Annotated in this window: 14 protein-coding genes and 1 pseudogene; 10 read left to right on the top strand and 5 right to left on the bottom strand. The window is 58.6% G+C overall.

From position 1 onward, the window contains the following. Positions 1-9 precede the first annotated feature (9 nt). A complete protein-coding gene (locus PSH88_RS22765) occupies positions 10-1392 on the top strand; it encodes an MFS transporter (RefSeq protein WP_305422797.1) in 1383 nt (460 codons plus the stop codon). Between the two features lie 62 nt (positions 1393-1454). Here PSH88_RS22765 and PSH88_RS22760 read toward each other — a convergent pair whose 3' ends face one another. The 4 genes from PSH88_RS22760 to flgA all read right to left on the bottom strand — a co-directional run bounded on the left by PSH88_RS22760 (position 1455) and on the right by flgA (position 4070). Next, the gene (locus PSH88_RS22760; protein ID WP_305422796.1) at positions 1455-2201 is read right to left on the bottom strand and encodes a flagellar brake protein; all 747 of its coding nucleotides are present in this window, start codon (positions 2199-2201) and stop codon (positions 1455-1457) included. 88 nt (positions 2202-2289) lie between these two features. Continuing rightward, positions 2290-2757: a flagella synthesis protein FlgN gene (locus PSH88_RS22755; protein WP_305422794.1), complete on the bottom strand. Its 468-nt coding sequence runs from the start codon at positions 2755-2757 to the stop codon at positions 2290-2292. 48 nt (positions 2758-2805) lie between these two features. Continuing rightward, the gene (flgM, locus tag PSH88_RS22750) at positions 2806-3132 is read right to left on the bottom strand and encodes a flagellar biosynthesis anti-sigma factor FlgM (RefSeq protein WP_305422793.1); all 327 of its coding nucleotides are present in this window, start codon (positions 3130-3132) and stop codon (positions 2806-2808) included. Between the two features lie 176 nt (positions 3133-3308). Further along, the gene (gene flgA / locus PSH88_RS22745) at positions 3309-4070 is read right to left on the bottom strand and encodes a flagellar basal body P-ring formation chaperone FlgA (RefSeq protein WP_305427043.1); all 762 of its coding nucleotides are present in this window, start codon (positions 4068-4070) and stop codon (positions 3309-3311) included. Positions 4071-4151: 81 nt separating this feature from the next. Here flgA and PSH88_RS22740 point away from each other — a divergent pair, with 81 nt between their 5' ends. The 7 genes and pseudogenes from PSH88_RS22740 (at position 4152) to PSH88_RS22710 (ending at position 10612) form a co-directional block, all read left to right on the top strand. After that, positions 4152-5084, top strand: a complete 933-nt coding sequence (locus tag PSH88_RS22740) for a chemotaxis protein CheV (RefSeq protein WP_305422792.1) — start codon at positions 4152-4154, stop codon at positions 5082-5084. Positions 5085-5130: 46 nt separating this feature from the next. Next, positions 5131-5958 (top strand): protein-glutamate O-methyltransferase CheR, encoded by an 828-nt coding sequence (gene cheR, locus PSH88_RS22735; RefSeq protein ID WP_052966597.1) that lies wholly within the window; start codon positions 5131-5133, stop codon positions 5956-5958. 299 nt (positions 5959-6257) lie between these two features. Further along, a complete protein-coding gene (gene flgB, locus PSH88_RS22730; protein ID WP_007899124.1) occupies positions 6258-6665 on the top strand; it encodes a flagellar basal body rod protein FlgB in 408 nt (135 codons plus the stop codon). Positions 6666-6668: 3 nt separating this feature from the next. After that, positions 6669-7112 carry a flagellar basal body rod protein FlgC gene (flgC, locus tag PSH88_RS22725; protein ID WP_010457154.1) on the top strand — a complete coding sequence of 148 codons (444 nt, stop codon included), beginning with the start codon at positions 6669-6671 and terminating at the stop codon, positions 7110-7112. A gap of 15 nt (positions 7113-7127) precedes the next feature. Further along, a complete protein-coding gene (flgD, locus tag PSH88_RS22720) occupies positions 7128-7817 on the top strand; it encodes a flagellar hook assembly protein FlgD (RefSeq protein ID WP_305422789.1) in 690 nt (229 codons plus the stop codon). Between the two features lie 31 nt (positions 7818-7848). Further along, on the top strand, positions 7849-9168 hold the full coding sequence (gene flgE / locus PSH88_RS22715; protein ID WP_305422788.1) for a flagellar hook protein FlgE: 1320 nt from the start codon (positions 7849-7851) through the stop codon (positions 9166-9168). 119 nt (positions 9169-9287) lie between these two features. Continuing rightward, positions 9288-10612, top strand: a pseudogene (locus PSH88_RS22710) (IS4 family transposase). Between the two features lie 283 nt (positions 10613-10895). Here the strand turns inward: PSH88_RS22710 and PSH88_RS22705 are convergent. Then, positions 10896-13790 (bottom strand): ribonucleoside-diphosphate reductase subunit alpha, encoded by a 2895-nt coding sequence (locus tag PSH88_RS22705; protein WP_305422787.1) that lies wholly within the window; start codon positions 13788-13790, stop codon positions 10896-10898. 739 nt (positions 13791-14529) lie between these two features. Here PSH88_RS22705 and PSH88_RS22700 point away from each other — a divergent pair. After that, positions 14530-15252 carry a response regulator gene (locus PSH88_RS22700; RefSeq protein WP_305422785.1) on the top strand — a complete coding sequence of 241 codons (723 nt, stop codon included), beginning with the start codon at positions 14530-14532 and terminating at the stop codon, positions 15250-15252. Next, the gene (locus tag PSH88_RS22695) at positions 15249-16859 is read left to right on the top strand and encodes an ATP-binding protein (protein WP_305422784.1); all 1611 of its coding nucleotides are present in this window, start codon (positions 15249-15251) and stop codon (positions 16857-16859) included. Before PSH88_RS22700 ends, PSH88_RS22695 begins: the two co-directional genes overlap by 4 nt. Positions 16860-16891 lie beyond the last annotated feature (32 nt).

Raw genomic sequence — 16891 nt, 5'->3', positions numbered from 1 at the left:
GGAACGCCGATGCGCCAAATCTTGAAATCTTTTCGGGGGCTTTATTTTGCCTCGCTGATGATGTTGATCGGCTCGGGCCTGTTGAGTACTTACCTTGCCCTGCGCCTGGCGGCCGATAACGTCGACAGCCTGTGGGTCGGTGCGTTGATGGCAGCCAACTATTTCGGCCTGGTGCTGGGCGGCAAGATCGGCCACCGGCTGATTGCCCGGGTCGGGCATATTCGAGCCTATTCAGCCTGCGCCGGGATCGTCGGCGCGGCGGTGCTCGGCCACGGCCTGGTCGACTGGCTGCCCGCGTGGCTATTCCTGCGGGTGATCGTTGGCCTGGGCATGATGTGCCAGTACATGGTGATCGAAAGCTGGCTCAATGAGCAGGCAGAAGCCAAGCAACGTGGCGTGGTGTTCAGCGGCTACATGATCGCCTCGTACCTGGGGTTGGTGTTGGGGCAGCTGATTCTGGTCATGCACCCTGGCCTGGGCTTGGAACTGCTGATGCTGGTCGCACTGTGTTTCGCGTTGTGTCTGGTGCCAGTGGCCCTGACGCGGCGGATTCACCCGGCGCCGTTGCACCCGGCGCCGATGGAGCCACGGTTCTTCATCAAGCGCGTGCCGCAGTCACTGAGTACGGTGTTGGGGTCGGGTTTGATCGTCGGTTCGTTCTACGGTCTGGCGCCGCTGTATGCCTCGCAGCAAGGGTTGTCCACCGAACAGGTCGGTCTGTTCATGGGTAGCTGCATTTTTGCAGGCCTGGTGGTGCAATGGCCGTTGGGTTGGCTGTCGGACCGCTATGACCGGGCGCTGTTGATCCGCTGTTTCGCGTTTAGCCTGGCACTGGCTGCGTTACCGCTGGCGATCATGCAGCAGGTGCCACTGGAGGTGCTGTTCATCGCCGGGTTCCTCTGCTCGTTGGTGCAGTTCTGTCTGTACCCATTGGCGGTGGCGTTCTCCAACGACCACGTCGAGGGTGATCGCCGGGTGTCGCTGACGGCGATGCTGTTGGTGACCTACGGTGTCGGCGCGAGTATCGGGCCGCTGGTGGCCGGGGTGCTGATGAAGCTGTTCGGCAGTCAGATGCTCTATGCCTTCTTCAGCTTCTTCGCCTTGGTGCTGGTGTGGCGAATCCGCCCGAAAGCGGTCACCAACCTGCATCAGGTGGACGATGCTCCGCTGCATCACGTGGCCATGCCGGACAGCATGTCGAGTTCACCGCTGGTCGCTTGTCTTGACCCGCGAGTCGATGAGCAAGTGGTGCAGGATCAGATGCAGAATCCGGTCAATCCGGAGGCTGATTTCAATCCGGATGCCGAGCCGGAAACCGAAGCTGAAACAGATTCGGAATCAGAAGACCCTGATGCAGCTCGCGAGCAAAGCTTTACCGAAGCGCGGCCTTGATCAAGGCATAAAAAACGGGCAGTCACCGCAAGGGACTGCCCGTTTTTTATTGGCGGGGTCTATCAGAAATCGTCTTTATCGAAGCGCCGCGCTTCGCGCTGAAGTTGATAGACGAACCGCTCGACCTGCCGTTGCACCAGGCCGCTCATGTTATGAAAACGCACGCCGGCGAAGGTGGTGTTGATCTTTTCTTCGAAGTGCAGGTAACGCAGTTCGACCGGTGCCGTCATGCTGCCGAAGGGCAGGGCGGCGACAAAACGGTCGTAGACCTGGCCCAGTTGCAGCCTGGCAGTGATGTCGCCCTCGAAGCGCAACTTGCAGCCGGTGGCGGAGATGTCCAGTAGTTTGCCACAGACGGGCGACTTGAGTTTGTCACCCCCCAGTTCGACGTTAACCAGTTGTGCCAGCTTCAGCGCGGCGCGAAAAGCATTGCGGCGCTGGTGGTAAACCACCTCATCGGGCAGCGCGCCACGGTAGCAGCGGCCATCGCCGGATTCGTCGATGGTCAGCGGGCCATTGCTTTCCCAGGCGATGCGTACACCGTCGTGGAAACCTTCGACCTTGAACGGTTCGCCGGCCAGCAGAAAGCGCTCGCCGTCGCGCGGGATCATTTCGTCGAGGGCGATCATGTTGCTGTCACGGTCGATGTCCACCAGATAACTCTGGAAGCGCTGGCTGCGCTCGTGGAACGTGATGATCAGCGGGTCATGGCTGTCTTGCAGCTGACGCAGATTGCCGGAGATTTCCAGGGGCGTGGTGAGCACCTTGGGTGGCTGCGGAGCATCTTCCGCGCTTAAGGCATTGAACACGGGGCATCAATCTCCAGGCAAATATGACTACTGGCTAGCATTCTGCCAGCATGTTTCGCGTCTTGATAGGGCGTGCTCATTGAAAGGCTCAAGCCTGACTGAGCGGGCGTGGCTTGGCGAGCTTGGAGGTTGATCCGCGGGCATCGTAGAGCGCTGGCGGCTCGCCGCCGGTGAGGATTTTCAGCTGATTGGCCGTGGCGGCCTGCTGCACCAGAATCGACTGGCCATTGTTAACGTTGGCGGCCTGGCACTGGGCCAGGAGGTCGGTCAGCACGTCGCTCTGTGCCAGCAACTGATTGCCAATGCTCGAATGGCTGGCAAGTTGCTCCAGGCCTTGGCGATTGGTCGGCAGGTTGAGGCTGGCGAGGATTTCACTGCGCTTACGGCCATGCTGTTCGAGCAAAATGATCAATGCCTGTTTCTGCGCCAGAATCTCTTCAAGCAGTGGCATGTCGCGACCGTGCAGCGCGAGGGACTCGGTTTGCAGCAGCTCCAGCAGGTGTTGCGCCGGGGCAAAGTCGTCGATGATCAGTTGCAGTAAATTAGTGTCGTGCATGGCTGGCCTTGGGTTTTAAGCGTCCAAAAGCCTGGCGCGGGCCGTGGCCTAACGCTGGGCTTCGAAGTTGAGCAGTTTGCTGGCTACACGGTTGCTGTCGACTTTATAGCTGCCATCGGCAATCGCTGCTTTCAACTCGGCCACGCGGGCGTTGTCGACGGCAGGCTGATCGCGCAGCTTGTCAGTGACCTTTTGCAACTGTTGAGCCTCATTGCTGAGGTGTACCGATTCCCCGCTTTGGGTGGCACTGGCCTGTTCGGCCGGGGTATTCAGCGGCGCGGATTGACCGGCTTCGGCGGTTTCCTTGGCTGCGCTGGTACGTGTACTGCCCGTAAGTGACGAGGAGCTGTTTAAACGATTGAAATCGATGACCATGACAAAAAACCTCTGGGTATTTGGACGCTTGCCATGTTTTCGGCTCTCCCCCGGAAAACTTTAGGCCCATTTATCAATGAGCTTGCATGCGCCAGCACGTCCTGCATGCGGCACAGTTTAGGGAACAGGCGAGTGGCGCGCCATATCTTCACGAACAGAGATCCCTGCATGGCCGCTCACATAGAAACTTCCACCTGGCCCGGCGCGGTGACTTGCGCCTTGATGACCCGCTGGGAGTTAAGGTTTTTCACCCGAATCTGTTCGCTCATGCCGCCGTTGGACAGCGCTTCACCCGGCATACGTACACTGAGCGTACCACTGCGGGCGGTAATCACCACCTGATCACCCTTGCGAATGACTTCCGCCTGTTCGAGGTGCACCAGGGTAATGACCTGATCGGCGACCATTGGTCGGGTAAGTTTTTGCCCGATCGCCTGATCGACGGAGGTCAGAAAACCCTGATTTATCAGGCTGATATCGCGCTCGCGCAGGGTCACGTCCTGAGGCTCGATAATCCCTGTGCGTTTGAGGGGGCGGGTGGTGGTCACGATGTCGCGAAACAGCCGTACCTGGGCGGGTACGAAGACTGTCCAGGGGGAGGCGCCGTCGCAGCGAACCTTGACCGTGACCCGGCCCAAAGGCCTCGCGGGGCTCTCGAGGGTGGCTGTCAATTCCTTGTCGCACATAGGCATGCGCAGGCGCTGATCGAGCTGGTTGACCTCGATTTCGTAGCGTCCTTGCGTTTGACTGGTGGCCAGATAGTCTTCTACGGTGAATTCAAGAAAGCCCTGAGTGACGCCGATAAGCATGTCAGGCAAGGTAACCGCGTCAGCAAGGGCAGGGCTGCCAGCGTTGAACAGGCAAACGGCCGACATCGCACAGAGTAATCTGCGAGAGGTTGATGTCAGGTGTCGGAAAAATGTCGGTTCTGTGTTCATAAGAGTTAAAAAGCAAGCGCCGTGCCGTTTAGTGAAGAATGTGCGTCGCAACACACTTAGCGTTGGTGTAGGAGTCTGGGCATGGCTGGTGTAATGGATTCGGTGAACCAGCGCACGCAACTGGTAGGGCAGAATCGCCTTGAGCTGTTGTTGTTCCGTCTCGACGGCCAGCAGCTGTATGGGATCAACGTGTTCAAGGTTCGTGAGGTGCTGCAATGCCCCAAGCTGACCCTGATGCCCAAGTCCAGTCCTGTCGTGTGCGGTGTGGCGAATATTCGGGGGGCGACCATTCCGATTCTGGATCTGGCGATGGCGACCGGTTCCGGAGCGCTGAAAGATCAAAGCAATCCCTTCGTGATCATCACGGAGTACAACACCAAGACCCAGGGTTTCCTGGTTCGGTCGGTGGAGCGCATCGTCAACATGAACTGGGAGGAGATTCATCCGCCACCCAAGGGCACCGGGCGCGATCACTACCTGACGGCTGTGACTCGGGTCGACAATCAGTTAGTCGAAATCATCGACGTCGAGAAGGTGCTGGCGGAAGTGGCACCGACACCGGAGGCGATTTCGGTGGGCGTGGTGGATATCGAGACTCAGCACAAGGCGTTGTCCTTGCGCGTGCTGACGGTCGATGACTCATCGGTGGCGCGAAAGCAGGTGACCCGTTGCCTGCAAACGATCGGCGTCGAAGTGGTGGCGTTGAACGACGGCCGGCAAGCGCTGGATTACCTGCGCAAATTGGTCGACGAAGGCAAGAAGCCGGAAGACGAGTTCCTGATGATGATCTCCGACATCGAGATGCCGGAGATGGACGGGTACACCCTGACGGCCGAGATCCGCAACGACCCGCGCATGCAAAAGCTGCATATCATCCTGCATACTTCGTTGTCGGGTGTGTTCAATCAGGCGATGGTCAAGAAGGTCGGTGCCGATGACTTCCTGGCCAAATTCCGTCCTGATGACCTGGCATCCCGGGTAGTCGACCGGATCAAAGCAGCAGATAACAGCTAGGGGCCTTCTGCCCCTGGCGGTCAACACGATTTAAGAGGCGGCATCTTTGTCTACGGGTAATTTGGATTTCGAACAGTTCCGGGTATTCCTGGAAAAAGCCTGTGGCATTTTGCTCGGTGAAAACAAGCAATACCTGGTCTCGAGCCGTCTCAACAAACTGATGGAACAGCAGGGCATCAAATCGCTGGGTGAGCTGGTTCAGCGCATCCAGACCCAGCCGCGCAGCGGTTTGCGCGAGATGGTGGTGGATGCAATGACCACCAACGAAACCTTGTGGTTTCGTGACACCTATCCGTTTGAAGTCTTGAAGAACAAGGTCTTGCCCGAAGCGATCAAGGCGGCCCCCGGCCAGCGCCTGCGGATCTGGTCGGCAGCGTGTTCGTCGGGCCAGGAACCGTATTCGCTGTCGATGTCCATCGATGAGTTCGAGCGGGTCAACATGGGCCAGTTGAAGATGGGCGTGCAGATCGTTGCCACGGACCTGTCCGGCACCATGCTGACCAACTGCAAGACCGGCGAATACGACAGCCTGGCCATCGGCCGCGGTCTGTCGCCCGAGCGTCTTCAGCGTTACTTCGACCCCAAAGGGCCGGGGCGCTGGGCCATCAAGGCGCCGATCAAGAGTCGGGTGGAATTTCGCTCGTTCAACCTGCTGGACAGCTACGCGAGCCTGGGCAAGTTCGACATCGTGTTCTGCCGCAACGTGCTGATCTACTTCTCCGCCGAGGTGAAGAAAGACATCCTGTTGCGCATTCACAGCACGCTGAAGCCGGGTGGTTATCTGTTCCTTGGCGCGTCCGAAGCGCTGAACGGTTTGCCGGATCACTACCAGATGGTCCAGTGCAGCCCGGGGATCATTTACAAGGCGAAGTGATTCGTTGGCGGCATACAAAAAAACGGGAGTCCTCAGGGAGCTCCCGTTTTTTTTGCCTGTTGATTCCTCAGCCTCCACCACCATCCCTGTGGGCTTGCCCGCTCCCACAGGGTAAATGTTGTTCTTTCGATTGCGAGAAGCGGCAGAAAAGCGGCAGGCGGCGGAAATCGGTTGCCGCTTTTCTGTCATTGCCGCCTTGCCACTGCCGGCAAAGCCCCGGTTTACGGGCTTTTTTGAATTGGCACGCCGCTTGCTATATCCATCGTACGAAAAATCAGGTCACCCGAAGGTTTCCCGACATGAGCATCAGCTTCGATAAAGCGCTCGGTATCCACGAACAAGCCCTGGGGTTCCGCGCTCAGCGTGCCGAAGTCCTGGCCAACAACATCGCCAACGCCGACACCCCGAACTACAAGGCTCGGGACCTGGACTTCTCGAAAGTGCTCGCCGAGCAGAACGAGAAAACCAAAAACGGCAAGTTCGCCTTGAACATGACCAACAGCCGTCACATCGAAGCTGAAGGCCTGGGCAATGGCGACGAGTCGCTGATGTATCGCACGCCGATGCAACCGTCGATCGATCAGAACACCGTGGACGCCCAGCTGGAACAGTCGAACTACGCGGAAAACGCGGTCAACTTCCAGGCCAGCTTCACCCTGCTCAACAGTAAATTCAAAGGGCTGGTGTCAGCCCTGCGCGGAGAGTAATCCATGTCTCTATCCAGTGTTTTCAACATTGCCGGTAGCGGCATGAGTGCCCAGACCACTCGCTTGAACACCGTGGCCTCGAACATCGCCAACGCCGAGACCGTCTCGTCGAGCATCGACCAGACTTACCGTGCCCGTCACCCGGTGTTCGCCACCATGTTCCAGGGCGGCCAGAGCGGCGGCAGCGATTCGCTGTTCCAGAACCAGGACGCTGCCGGTCAAGGCGTGCAAGTGCTGGGCGTGGTCGAAGACCAGAGCAACCTTGACGCGCGCTACGAGCCGAACCATCCGGCCGCCGATGCCAAGGGCTACGTCTACTACCCGAACGTCAACGTCGTCGAAGAAATGGCCGACATGATTTCCGCGAGCCGTTCGTTCCAGACCAACGCCGAAATGATGAACACCGCCAAAACCATGATGCAGAAGGTCCTGACCCTCGGTCAGTGATAAGGGGCGAGTCATATGAGCGTTATCAGCGATGTTCTGGCCAACTCTTCGGTCACGACCACTACCACCAAAGACAGCCTGACCACGGCCGCTACCGGCGGCCAGAAGCTGGGCAAGGACGCGTTCCTGCAACTGTTGGTGACTCAGCTGAAAAACCAGAACCCGCTCGATCCTCAGGACAACAGCGAGTTCGTGGCACAGCTGGCGCAGTTCAGTAGCCTGGAAGGTATTACCACGCTGAACGATACGGTCAGCGGCCTTGCCAGCAGCTACAGCTCCTCGCAAGCCTTGCAGGCTTCTTCGCTGGTGGGCCGTTCAGTCATCGCGCAGACCGACAAAACCATGGTCGACACCTCCAAGAGCCTCAACGGTACCGTCGTGGTGCCAACCTCGGTTCCCGCCGCCACCGTCAAGATCACCAACGCGGAAGGCAAGACCATCCGTACGCTCGAGTTGGGCAGTCAAAGTGCCGGTAACGCCAGTTTCATCTGGGACGGCAAGGACGATGCGGGCGCGGTGGCACCGGCGGGTACTTACACCTTCGGCGCAACGACCACCATCGACGGCACGAACACCTCACTGATTACTTACCTGCCGGCAACGGTCAACAGCGTGACCATCAGCCAGACCGGCGGTGAGTTGATGCTGAACCTGGCAGGCATGGGCAGCGTTGCCCTGTCCAAAGTACAAACCATTGGTATATAGAGCCGACTAGCACGGCACAAAGGAGTGGAATATGTCTTTCAATATCGGCCTTAGCGGTCTCTATGCAGCCAACAAACAACTGGACGTGACCGGCAACAACATCGCCAACGTCGCGACCACCGGCTTCAAATCGTCCCGTGCAGAATTCGAAGACGTGTACTCGGCCACCAAGCTGGGTACGGGTAGCAAGACCGTTGGCAATGGCGTGCGCCTGGCCAACGTTTCCCAGCAGTTCGGCCAGGGCGATGTGAACAATACCGGCAACGTGCTGGACATGGGCATCCAGGGCAACGGTTTCTTCATCCTCAGCGACAACGGATCCCTGAGCTACACCCGTGCCGGTGCGTTCAAGACTGATGCCGAAAACTATGTGGTTGATAACAACGGCAATCGTCTGCAGGGTTATGGCGTCGACGCCAACGGCAAGATCATCAACGGTGTGTTGACTGACCTGAAGATCGATACTTCAGCCCTCAAGCCGAACGCGACCACCACGATCGATCAGACGATGAACCTGAATTCGGCTGAAGATTTGCCGACCGTGACGACGTTCAGCCCGACAGATACCAACAGCTACAACAAGACCATTTCTACCAAGGTCTATGACACCCAGGGTAATGAACACACCATGGATCAGTATTACGTCAAGACGGACGTAAACGAATGGAAGATTTATACCTATATGGATGGTCGGACTCCGAGCAACCCGGCTAGCACCACCCTGACACCTAGCGAGGCAGATATTACCTTCAATTCCGACGGTAGCATCGACACTATCACCGCAGGGGCAGGCTGGGCTCTAGGTGCAGACGGTACTACGTTGACCATGACCGACTGGATACCCGGCGTTATCACCGACGCCTCAACGACTCCTGTGACCTGGGGCGCGAATGGTTCCGATGCCGCTGCAAGCGGTATCGCGTTCAGCTTGGCGAAGACCACGTCTTACAACTCGGCGACCGCTCGTACTGCCCAATATCAGGACGGCTATGCCACCGGCCAGATCTCCAGCCTGACCATCGACGCCAGCGGCGTCATGACTGCCAACTTCAGCAATCAGCAAACCAAGGCCATCGGCCAAGTGGCGGTGGCCAGCTTCGCCAACGAGCAAGGCTTGCAGCCAATCGGCGGCACACGCTGGAAAGAAACCTTCTCCTCGGGTGTGGCGGGTGTCGATGCGCCGGAGACCGGTACGCTGGGTTCGATCGTGTCCAACTCCCTGGAAGAGTCCAACGTCAACCTGACCAACGAATTGGTCGAGCTGATCAAAGCCCAGAGCAACTACCAGGCAAACGCCAAGACCATCTCCACCCAGAGCACCATCATGCAGACCATCATTCAGATGACCTGATGCTGGTTGGCGCTGCAGAAAGAGGCCCCTCGTGAGAGTAATGCTGTTCACTTAAGCATTTGAGTCTCAGCTGGGCTTATCCGAAAATCCGATGCCAGATATCTGGCATCGGATTTTTTATGTCTGTTCAACAGGACCTGCTCGACCTCGGCGACCTTTTCAACTTCTGCGACCTGAGCACCTTCACCCAAAACATCCCCATAGAGTGGGTCGCGTCTGCGCTGGATCTTTCCAGTCAGGCCACCATTCGTCGACGTCGCCTGCCCGCTGACCAAGTGCTTTGGCTGGTGCTCGGCATGGCGCTGTTTCGTGATGAACCGGTTCACGAAGTGGCCAGACGTTTGAACATCTGCGCCCAAGGCCTGGCCTCTGACCACCTGTTGGCCCGTAGCGGTCTGACCGAAGCGCGTAAGCGGCTCGGCGCCGATCCCGTTGAGTGGCTGTTCCGCAAGACGGGAACCCAATGGGGCGCGGAGCGCTATGACGGTGACGCCTGGCATGAACTGCAGGTGTTCGCAGTGGACGGAGCACTCTTGCGCACCCCGGATACGCCCGAGCTTCGGGACCACTTCGGGTCGGGAAACACCCCGAGCGACCGCCAGACTCGTTTCCCATGCTGGCTGGTGGCGTTGATGAATGTACGTTCGCACGTGATCCTGGATGCGCAATTGAGCCCTTACCGACGCAGTGAAATGCGCTTGGCCGACGAGTTCCTGCAGCAGATCCCGATCACTCGGTGACGTGTTCGACAAAGGATTCTGGGGGGCCGAACTGCTGTCGAGCCTGAGCAGTGCTGGTCAACCGTCATTGGTTGATCCCGGCAAAAAAAGGAATGGTCTGCGAAGAAGTGACCCGCTACAGCCAGCACGATCGTTGGGTGCGCATGAAAGTCTCGCCGCAGGCCAGGAAGCGAAACCCGACCCTTCCAACGCATTGGGAGGCCCGCGAAGTCAGTTATGAAATTCAAGGCAAGCTAAAGACCGTCATGACGTCATTGCCGGCTAACGCCTACAACGCCAAGGCCGTGGCCAAGCTGTATCAGGAACGCTGGGAGATCGAATTGGGCTTCAGGGACATCAAGAGCTCGATGCAGCAGAACGCAGTGACCTTGCGTAGCAAAAAAGTCGACTTGGTCTATCAGGAGGTTTGGGGACTTTTGTTGGCTTATAACGTGATTCGTCGGGAAGCCAGCCAGGCGGCGGTGGCGTTTGGCCGAGCCCCCTCGGACATTCGTTTCAAACCGGCTTGCCAGTACATTGCCGTGCAACTGATAGTGATGGCAGCGGCCAACCCGATTTCAGCCACAGGCAGACGATTGGCAGAGTTAAGGGCAGGTATCGGAGGATTGTTTCTGGATCACCGTCCAAGACCTTCAAGGCCAAGGACGGTGAAAATATCAAAGACCCGGTTTCCAGTAGACCGTAAGGCTGCTCCGCTTAAGTGAACAGCATTACCCTCGTGAGAGGGGCTTTTTTTATGGGCGGGATTTGTCTCGGGTGACGAATTTTGCGTTGTCAGTGATGGCCTCTTCGCGGGCAAGCCCGGTCCCACAAGGTTTTGTGTCGTACGTAGGAATCGTGAACGACGAAACCTGTGGGAGCGGGCTTGCCCGCGATGGCGTCAGCACAGTCCCTACTTTCCTTGAGGCAAAAGAAAACCCCCGACCAATCCAGAGGACTGATCGGGGGTTATCGAGGTAAGCGCCTTTCAGCGCTCACCAGCTCAGCTTATTGGCAAGCTTCGCAATCCGGCTCGTCAATGGCGCAAGCCTTCGGCACTGGTGCCGGACCTGCTGGAGCTGCCAGGACCGAGTCGTCACCGTGGTTGCCGCCGCTGGAAACAGCGTTCAGCTTACCGGTGTTGATGGTCGACTTCTCGGTGCTGGTCGCGGCCAGGGCACGGAGGTAGTAGGTGGTTTTCAGGCCACGGTACCAAGCCATGCGGTAGGTCACGTCCAGCTTCTTGCCCGATGCGCCGGCGATGTACAGGTTCAGCGATTGAGCCTGGTCGATCCACTTCTGACGACGGCTGGCGGCGTCGACGATCCACTTGGTGTCCACTTCGAAGGCAGTCGCGTAGAGCTCTTTGAGTTCTTGCGGGATGCGCTCGATCTGTTGCACCGAACCGTCGTAGTACTTCAGGTCGTTGATCATGACCGAGTCCCACAGACCGCGAGCCTTGAGGTCGCGAACCAGGTACGGGTTGATCACGGTGAATTCGCCCGACAGGTTCGATTTCACGTAGAGGTTCTGATAAGTCGGTTCGATCGACTGCGATACGCCAGTGATGTTGGCGATGGTCGCGGTCGGTGCGATGGCCATGATGTTGGAGTTACGAATGCCTTTCTGTACACGGGCGCGAACCGGTGCCCAGTCCAGGGATTCGTTCAGGTCAACGTCGATGTACTTCTGGCCACGCTGCTCAATCAGGATCTGTTGCGAATCCAGCGGCAGGATGCCTTTGGACCACAGCGAACCCTGGAACGTCTCGTAGGCGCCGCGCTCGTCGGCCAGGTCGCAGGAAGCCTGGATCGCGTAGTAGCTGACCGCTTCCATCGACTTGTCGGCGAACTCGACGGCCGCGTCGGAACCGTAAGGAATGTGCTGCAGGTACAAGGCGTCCTGGAAGCCCATGATGCCCAGACCGACCGGACGGTGCTTGAAGTTGGAGTTCTTCGCTTGCGGCACCGAGTAGTAGTTGATGTCGATCACGTTATCGAGCATGCGAACGGCGGTGTTCACGGTGCGTTGCAGCTTGGCGGTGTCCAGCTTGCCGTTGGTGATGTGGTTCGGCAGGTTGATCGAGCCCAGGTTGCAAACGGCGATCTCGTCCTTGTTGGTGTTCAAGGTGATCTCGGTGCACAGGTTCGAGCTGTGAACCACGCCCACGTGCTGCTGCGGGCTGCGCAGGTTGCACGGGTCTTTGAAGGTCAGCCATGGGTGGCCGGTTTCAAACAGCATGGACAGCATTTTGCGCCACAGGTCTTTGGCCTGAATGGTCTTGAACAGCTTGATCTTGCCTGGGTACTGGGACAGGGCTTCGTAGTACTCGTAACGCTCTTCGAAGGCCTTGCCGGTCAGGTCGTGCAGATCCGGAACTTCGGATGGCGAGAACAGGGTCCACGGGCCGTCATCGAAGACGCGCTTCATGAACAGGTCAGGGATCCAGTTGGCGGTGTTCATGTCGTGGGTACGACGACGGTCATCACCGGTGTTCTTGCGCAGCTCGATGAACTCCTCGATGTCCATGTGCCAGGTTTCCAGGTAGGCACACACAGCGCCTTTGCGCTTGCCACCCTGGTTAACGGCGACGGCGGTGTCGTTCACTACTTTCAGGAACGGTACAACGCCCTGGGATTTGCCGTTGGTGCCCTTGATGTACGAGCCCAGCGCACGAACCGGTGTCCAGTCGTTGCCCAGGCCACCAGCGAATTTCGACAACATGGCGTTGTCGTGGATCGCGTGGTAGATGCCCGACAGGTCATCCGGCACGGTGGTCAGGTAGCAGCTCGACAGCTGTGGACGCAGGGTGCCGGCGTTGAACAGGGTCGGGGTCGAGGACATGTAGTCGAAGGACGACAACAGGTTGTAGAACTCGATCGCACGGTCTTCTTTGTTCTTCTCTTCGATTGCCAGGCCCATGGCCACGCGCATGAAGAAAATCTGCGGCAGTTCGAAGCGGATACCGTCCTTGTGGATGAAGTAACGGTCGTACAGGGTTTGCAGGCCCAGGTACGTGAACTGCTGATCGCGCTCGTGGTTGATCGCCTTGCCGAGTTTTTCCAGGTCGAAGGACGCCAGAACCGGGTTCAGCAATTCGAATTCGATACCTTTGGCGATGTACGCCGGCAGCGCCTTGGCGTACAGGTCGACCATTTCGTGGTGGGTCGCGCTCTCGGCGACGCCCAGGAAGTTCAGGCCTTCGGCGCGCAGGGTGTCCATCAGCAGGCGGGCGGTCACGAACGAGTAGTTCGGCTCACGCTCGACCAGCGTACGGGCGGTCATCACCAGGGCGGTGTTGACGTCGGTCAGGGCCACGCCGTCGTACAGGTTCTTCAGGGTTTCGCGCTGGATCAGGTCGCCGTCGACTTCTTCCAGGCCTTCGCACGCTTCGGTGACGATGGTGTTCAGGCGACCCATGTCCAGAGGTGCAAGGCTGCCATCGGCGCGGGTGATGCGGATCGACGGGTGAGCCTGTACCGCGTCCTCGGCAGGGGTGCGTACAGCGCGTTCCTTGGAACGGGCATCGCGGTAGATCACGTAGTCGCGCGCCACTTTCTGCTCGCCGGCACGCATCAGGGCCAGTTCGACCTGGTCCTGGATTTCTTCGATGTGGATGGTGCCGCCCGATGGCATGCGACGCTTGAAGGTCGCGGTGACCTGTTCGGTCAGGCGGGCAACAGTGTCGTGGATGCGCGACGAAGCGGCAGCGGTGCCGCCTTCAACTGCAAGAAACGCTTTGGTGATGGCGACGGTGATTTTGTCATCGGTGTAAGGAACGACAGTCCCGTTACGCTTGATCACGCGCAGCTGGCCAGGCGCGGTGGCGGACAGATCCGAATTCGAATCGGCGGCCTGCGGCAAGGTGCCCTGCGGGTTCTCGCGAGTTGTGTCGGTTTGCATGGGGGGTTGTCTCCACATTCTCTATGTTTGTTTGGGCACCATCACGGTGCCCACCGTTCTGTCCTGAAGCACTACAACCGGTGGGGGCCGGGCATACCAACTTCGGGACAGATCAGGAAGGGGGCTATTGGGCGCCGCTTCCATGCCGAAGTCTTTGGTGTCACGCCTGGGGCCTGAAACCGAATTCCGTTTTAGGTGGCAGTAAATGACTGCAACACCCGTACCGTTATCGCCGTTTCGGGCTTAAAAACAGTAGCCATCCGCACGCGCGGTTTGGTCTTTCGAAAATACGTTTGGTTCAACCGGAAAGAGGCAATAAAAGCGCTTGAAATCGGTGTCCGGTTTGTGTTTGGTTTTTGGCATAAAACCCTACATGTAGGGTTTTTTTAGCGCCGAGGTACAAGATAATGCGTTTTTGAGGGTGTTGCAACGTACTACCTGTGGATAAACCTGTGCGTAAATTGTGTGTGAAAGGTGGAACGAGCGTGTAGGCCGCGACCTAGCTGGAGCGGACCGTTTTTCACTGATTTTCAGCGATTGAAAACAGTCATTCGGATTTTTAAGGGCGCGAACCCTATCACAAAAAACCGTTGTGTCCGAACGCATTTACCCGCTTGTGTTCCAGACGTGCGCCGTTTATACAATCGGCCAATGCAGATGCATTCTTATCCTCCCCAATCATTACAAAAAGACGGGCGGATCCTTCCCTTTAAAGTGATGTTGGCAAGCAGAGGTCACCGTGGAGCAAGAAGTCTGGCAGGTATTGATTGTCGAGGACGACCAGCGTCTGGCCGAACTGACTCGCGACTATCTCGAAGCCAATGGCCTGCGCGTGTCGATCGAGGGCAACGGCGCTCTCGCCGCGGCACGCATCATCAAGGAGAAACCGGACCTGGTGATCCTCGACCTGATGCTCCCGGGCGAAGATGGCTTGAGTATTTGCCGCAAGGTTCGCGACAAGTATGACGGCCCGATCCTGATGCTCACCGCGCGCACCGATGACACCGATCAAATCCTCGGCCTCGATCTCGGCGCTGATGACTACGTCTGCAAACCGGTGCGCCCACGTCTGCTGCTGGCGCGCATCCAGGCTTTATTACGGCGTAGCGAAGCGCCTGAAGCAACCCCGGAAAAACAACGGCGTCTGCAGTTCGGCCCGTTGGTGGTGGACAATGCGTTGCGCGAGGCCTGGCTGCATGACAAAGGCATCGAGTTGACCAGTGCCGAGTTCGATTTGCTCTGGCTGCTGGTGGCCAACGCCGGGCGCATTCTGTCTCGAGAAGAAATTTTCACCGCGCTGCGCGGTATCGGTTATGACGGCCAGGATCGTTCCATCGATGTGCGCATCTCACGCATTCGCCCGAAGATCGGCGATGATCCGGAGCATCCGCGGCTGATCAAAACCATCCGCAGCAAAGGCTATCTGTTCGTTCCCGAAGCCTGCGCAGACTTGTCGCTGTGAACTCGATCTTCCTGCGCATTTATGGCGGCATGTGCGCGGCGCTGATTCTGGTGGCCGTGCTCGGCGTGCTGGCCTTGCACCTGCTTAACCAGGTGCGCAGCGAGCAGTACCGCGAGCGTCTGGCCCACGGCACGTTCTCGCTGATGGCCGATAACCTGCAACCGATGAACGAAACCGAGCGCCACCGGGCCTTGCTGGTATGGGAGCGCTTGCTCGGGATTCCGTTGGCGCTGAAGACATTCCCTCAGACCGGCCTCGACCTGACCCAGCGCACCCGCGTGCTGCGCGGTCAGGCCTTGGTGGAGCAGACCGGCCCGCATGCGGCAAAGGTTTACCGCTTGGTCAGCGACAAGGAACAACTGGTGCTCACGGGGGAAGTCCAGCAGATCAGCGAACAACTGGCGCGAGCGACCATTTATCTGCTGGCCGACGAACTGGTGCGCTACCCGGTGGCCGAGCAGCCCAAGCGTCTGGCGCAGTTAAAGGAAGAGAAGGGTTTCGGCTTCGATCTGCAATTGGTCACGATCGATCAGGCCGACATGGACGAAGACCAGAGCCGCCGCGTGTCCGAAGGCGACACGGTAATGGCGCTGGGCAAGGGCGGCGATTCGATCCGGGTGTTTGCCGGCATGGTCGGCACGCCGTGGGTGCTGGAAATCGGCCCGCTGTATCAGATGAATCCTTACCCGCCCGAGTGGCTGGTGTTGATCGCGGCCCTTGGCCTGAGCCTGATCGGTTTGATTGTCTATTTGTTGGTGCGTCAGCTGGAGCGCCGTTTGCGTGGGCTGGAAGCCGCCGCCACGCGCATTGCCAAGGGCAGCCTGGAAACCCGCGTACCGGCACGCGGCGCAGATTCGGTGGGCCGCCTGGCCTCGGCGTTCAATGGTATGGCCGAGCACTTGCAGCAATTGTTGGCGATTCAGCGAGAGCTGGTGCGCGCCGTGTCCCATGAACTGCGCACGCCAGTCGCGCGTTTGCGTTTTGGCCTGGAGATGATCGGCTCGGCCACCACGCCTGAGGCGCTGGAAAAATACCGCGAAGGGATGGACCACGACATCGAGGACCTCGATCGGCTGGTCGACGAGATGCTCACCTATGCGCGGCTGGAGCAAGGTTCGCCGGCGCTGAATTTTCAGCGGATCGATCTGGATGCGTTGGTCAATCAGGTGATCGAAGAATTGGCGCCACTGCGCGCCGAAGTCACGGTACAGCGCGGTTTGTGCCTGTCGGCCGCCGATTGCGACGACGCCTGGGTCGAGGCCGAACCGCGTTACTTGCACAGGGCGTTGCAGAACCTGGTGAGCAACGCCATGCGCCACGCCCATTCACGTGTGACGGTCAGTTATCAGGTGGGGCAGCAGCGCTGTCGGGTGGACGTCGAGGATGACGGGCCGGGCGTGCCGGAAACCGCGTGGGAAAAAATCTTCACCCCGTTCCTGCGCCTCGATGACAGCCGCACCCGCGCCTCGGGCGGGCATGGATTGGGGTTGTCGATCGTGCGGCGAATCATCCATTGGCATGACGGGCGAGCATTGATCGGCAAGAGCAAAAGCCTGGGTGGGGCCTGTTTCAGTTTGAGCTGGCCGAGGAATCAGGAGCGGCGGTGAGATTGTGGGTGTCCTTTAAGGCCCCATCGCGG

Source organism: Pseudomonas wuhanensis, assembly GCF_030687395.1.
GTDB classification, from domain to species: domain Bacteria; phylum Pseudomonadota; class Gammaproteobacteria; order Pseudomonadales; family Pseudomonadaceae; genus Aquipseudomonas; species Aquipseudomonas wuhanensis.
Note: the sequence above shows the minus strand (reverse complement) of the source record. Positions and strands in the feature narration are given on the sequence as shown.

Excerpts from the sequence above, each read along its gene's own strand:
- flgM (WP_305422793.1), bottom strand. The coding sequence starts at position 3,132 with ATGGTCATCGATTTCAATCGTTTAAACAGCTCCTCGTCACTTACGGGC.
- PSH88_RS22705 (WP_305422787.1), bottom strand. The coding sequence starts at position 13,790 with ATGCAAACCGACACAACTCGCGAGAACCCGCAGGGCACCTTGCCGCAG.
- flgB (WP_007899124.1), top strand. The coding sequence starts at position 6,258 with ATGAGCATCAGCTTCGATAAAGCGCTCGGTATCCACGAACAAGCCCTG.
- PSH88_RS22740 (WP_305422792.1), top strand. The coding sequence starts at position 4,152 with ATGGCTGGTGTAATGGATTCGGTGAACCAGCGCACGCAACTGGTAGGG.
- flgE (WP_305422788.1), top strand. The coding sequence starts at position 7,849 with ATGTCTTTCAATATCGGCCTTAGCGGTCTCTATGCAGCCAACAAACAA.
- flgA (WP_305427043.1), bottom strand. The coding sequence starts at position 4,070 with ATGAACACAGAACCGACATTTTTCCGACACCTGACATCAACCTCTCGC.
- PSH88_RS22755 (WP_305422794.1), bottom strand. The coding sequence starts at position 2,757 with ATGCACGACACTAATTTACTGCAACTGATCATCGACGACTTTGCCCCG.
- flgC (WP_010457154.1), top strand. The coding sequence starts at position 6,669 with ATGTCTCTATCCAGTGTTTTCAACATTGCCGGTAGCGGCATGAGTGCC.
- PSH88_RS22765 (WP_305422797.1), top strand. The coding sequence starts at position 10 with ATGCGCCAAATCTTGAAATCTTTTCGGGGGCTTTATTTTGCCTCGCTG.
- flgD (WP_305422789.1), top strand. The coding sequence starts at position 7,128 with ATGAGCGTTATCAGCGATGTTCTGGCCAACTCTTCGGTCACGACCACT.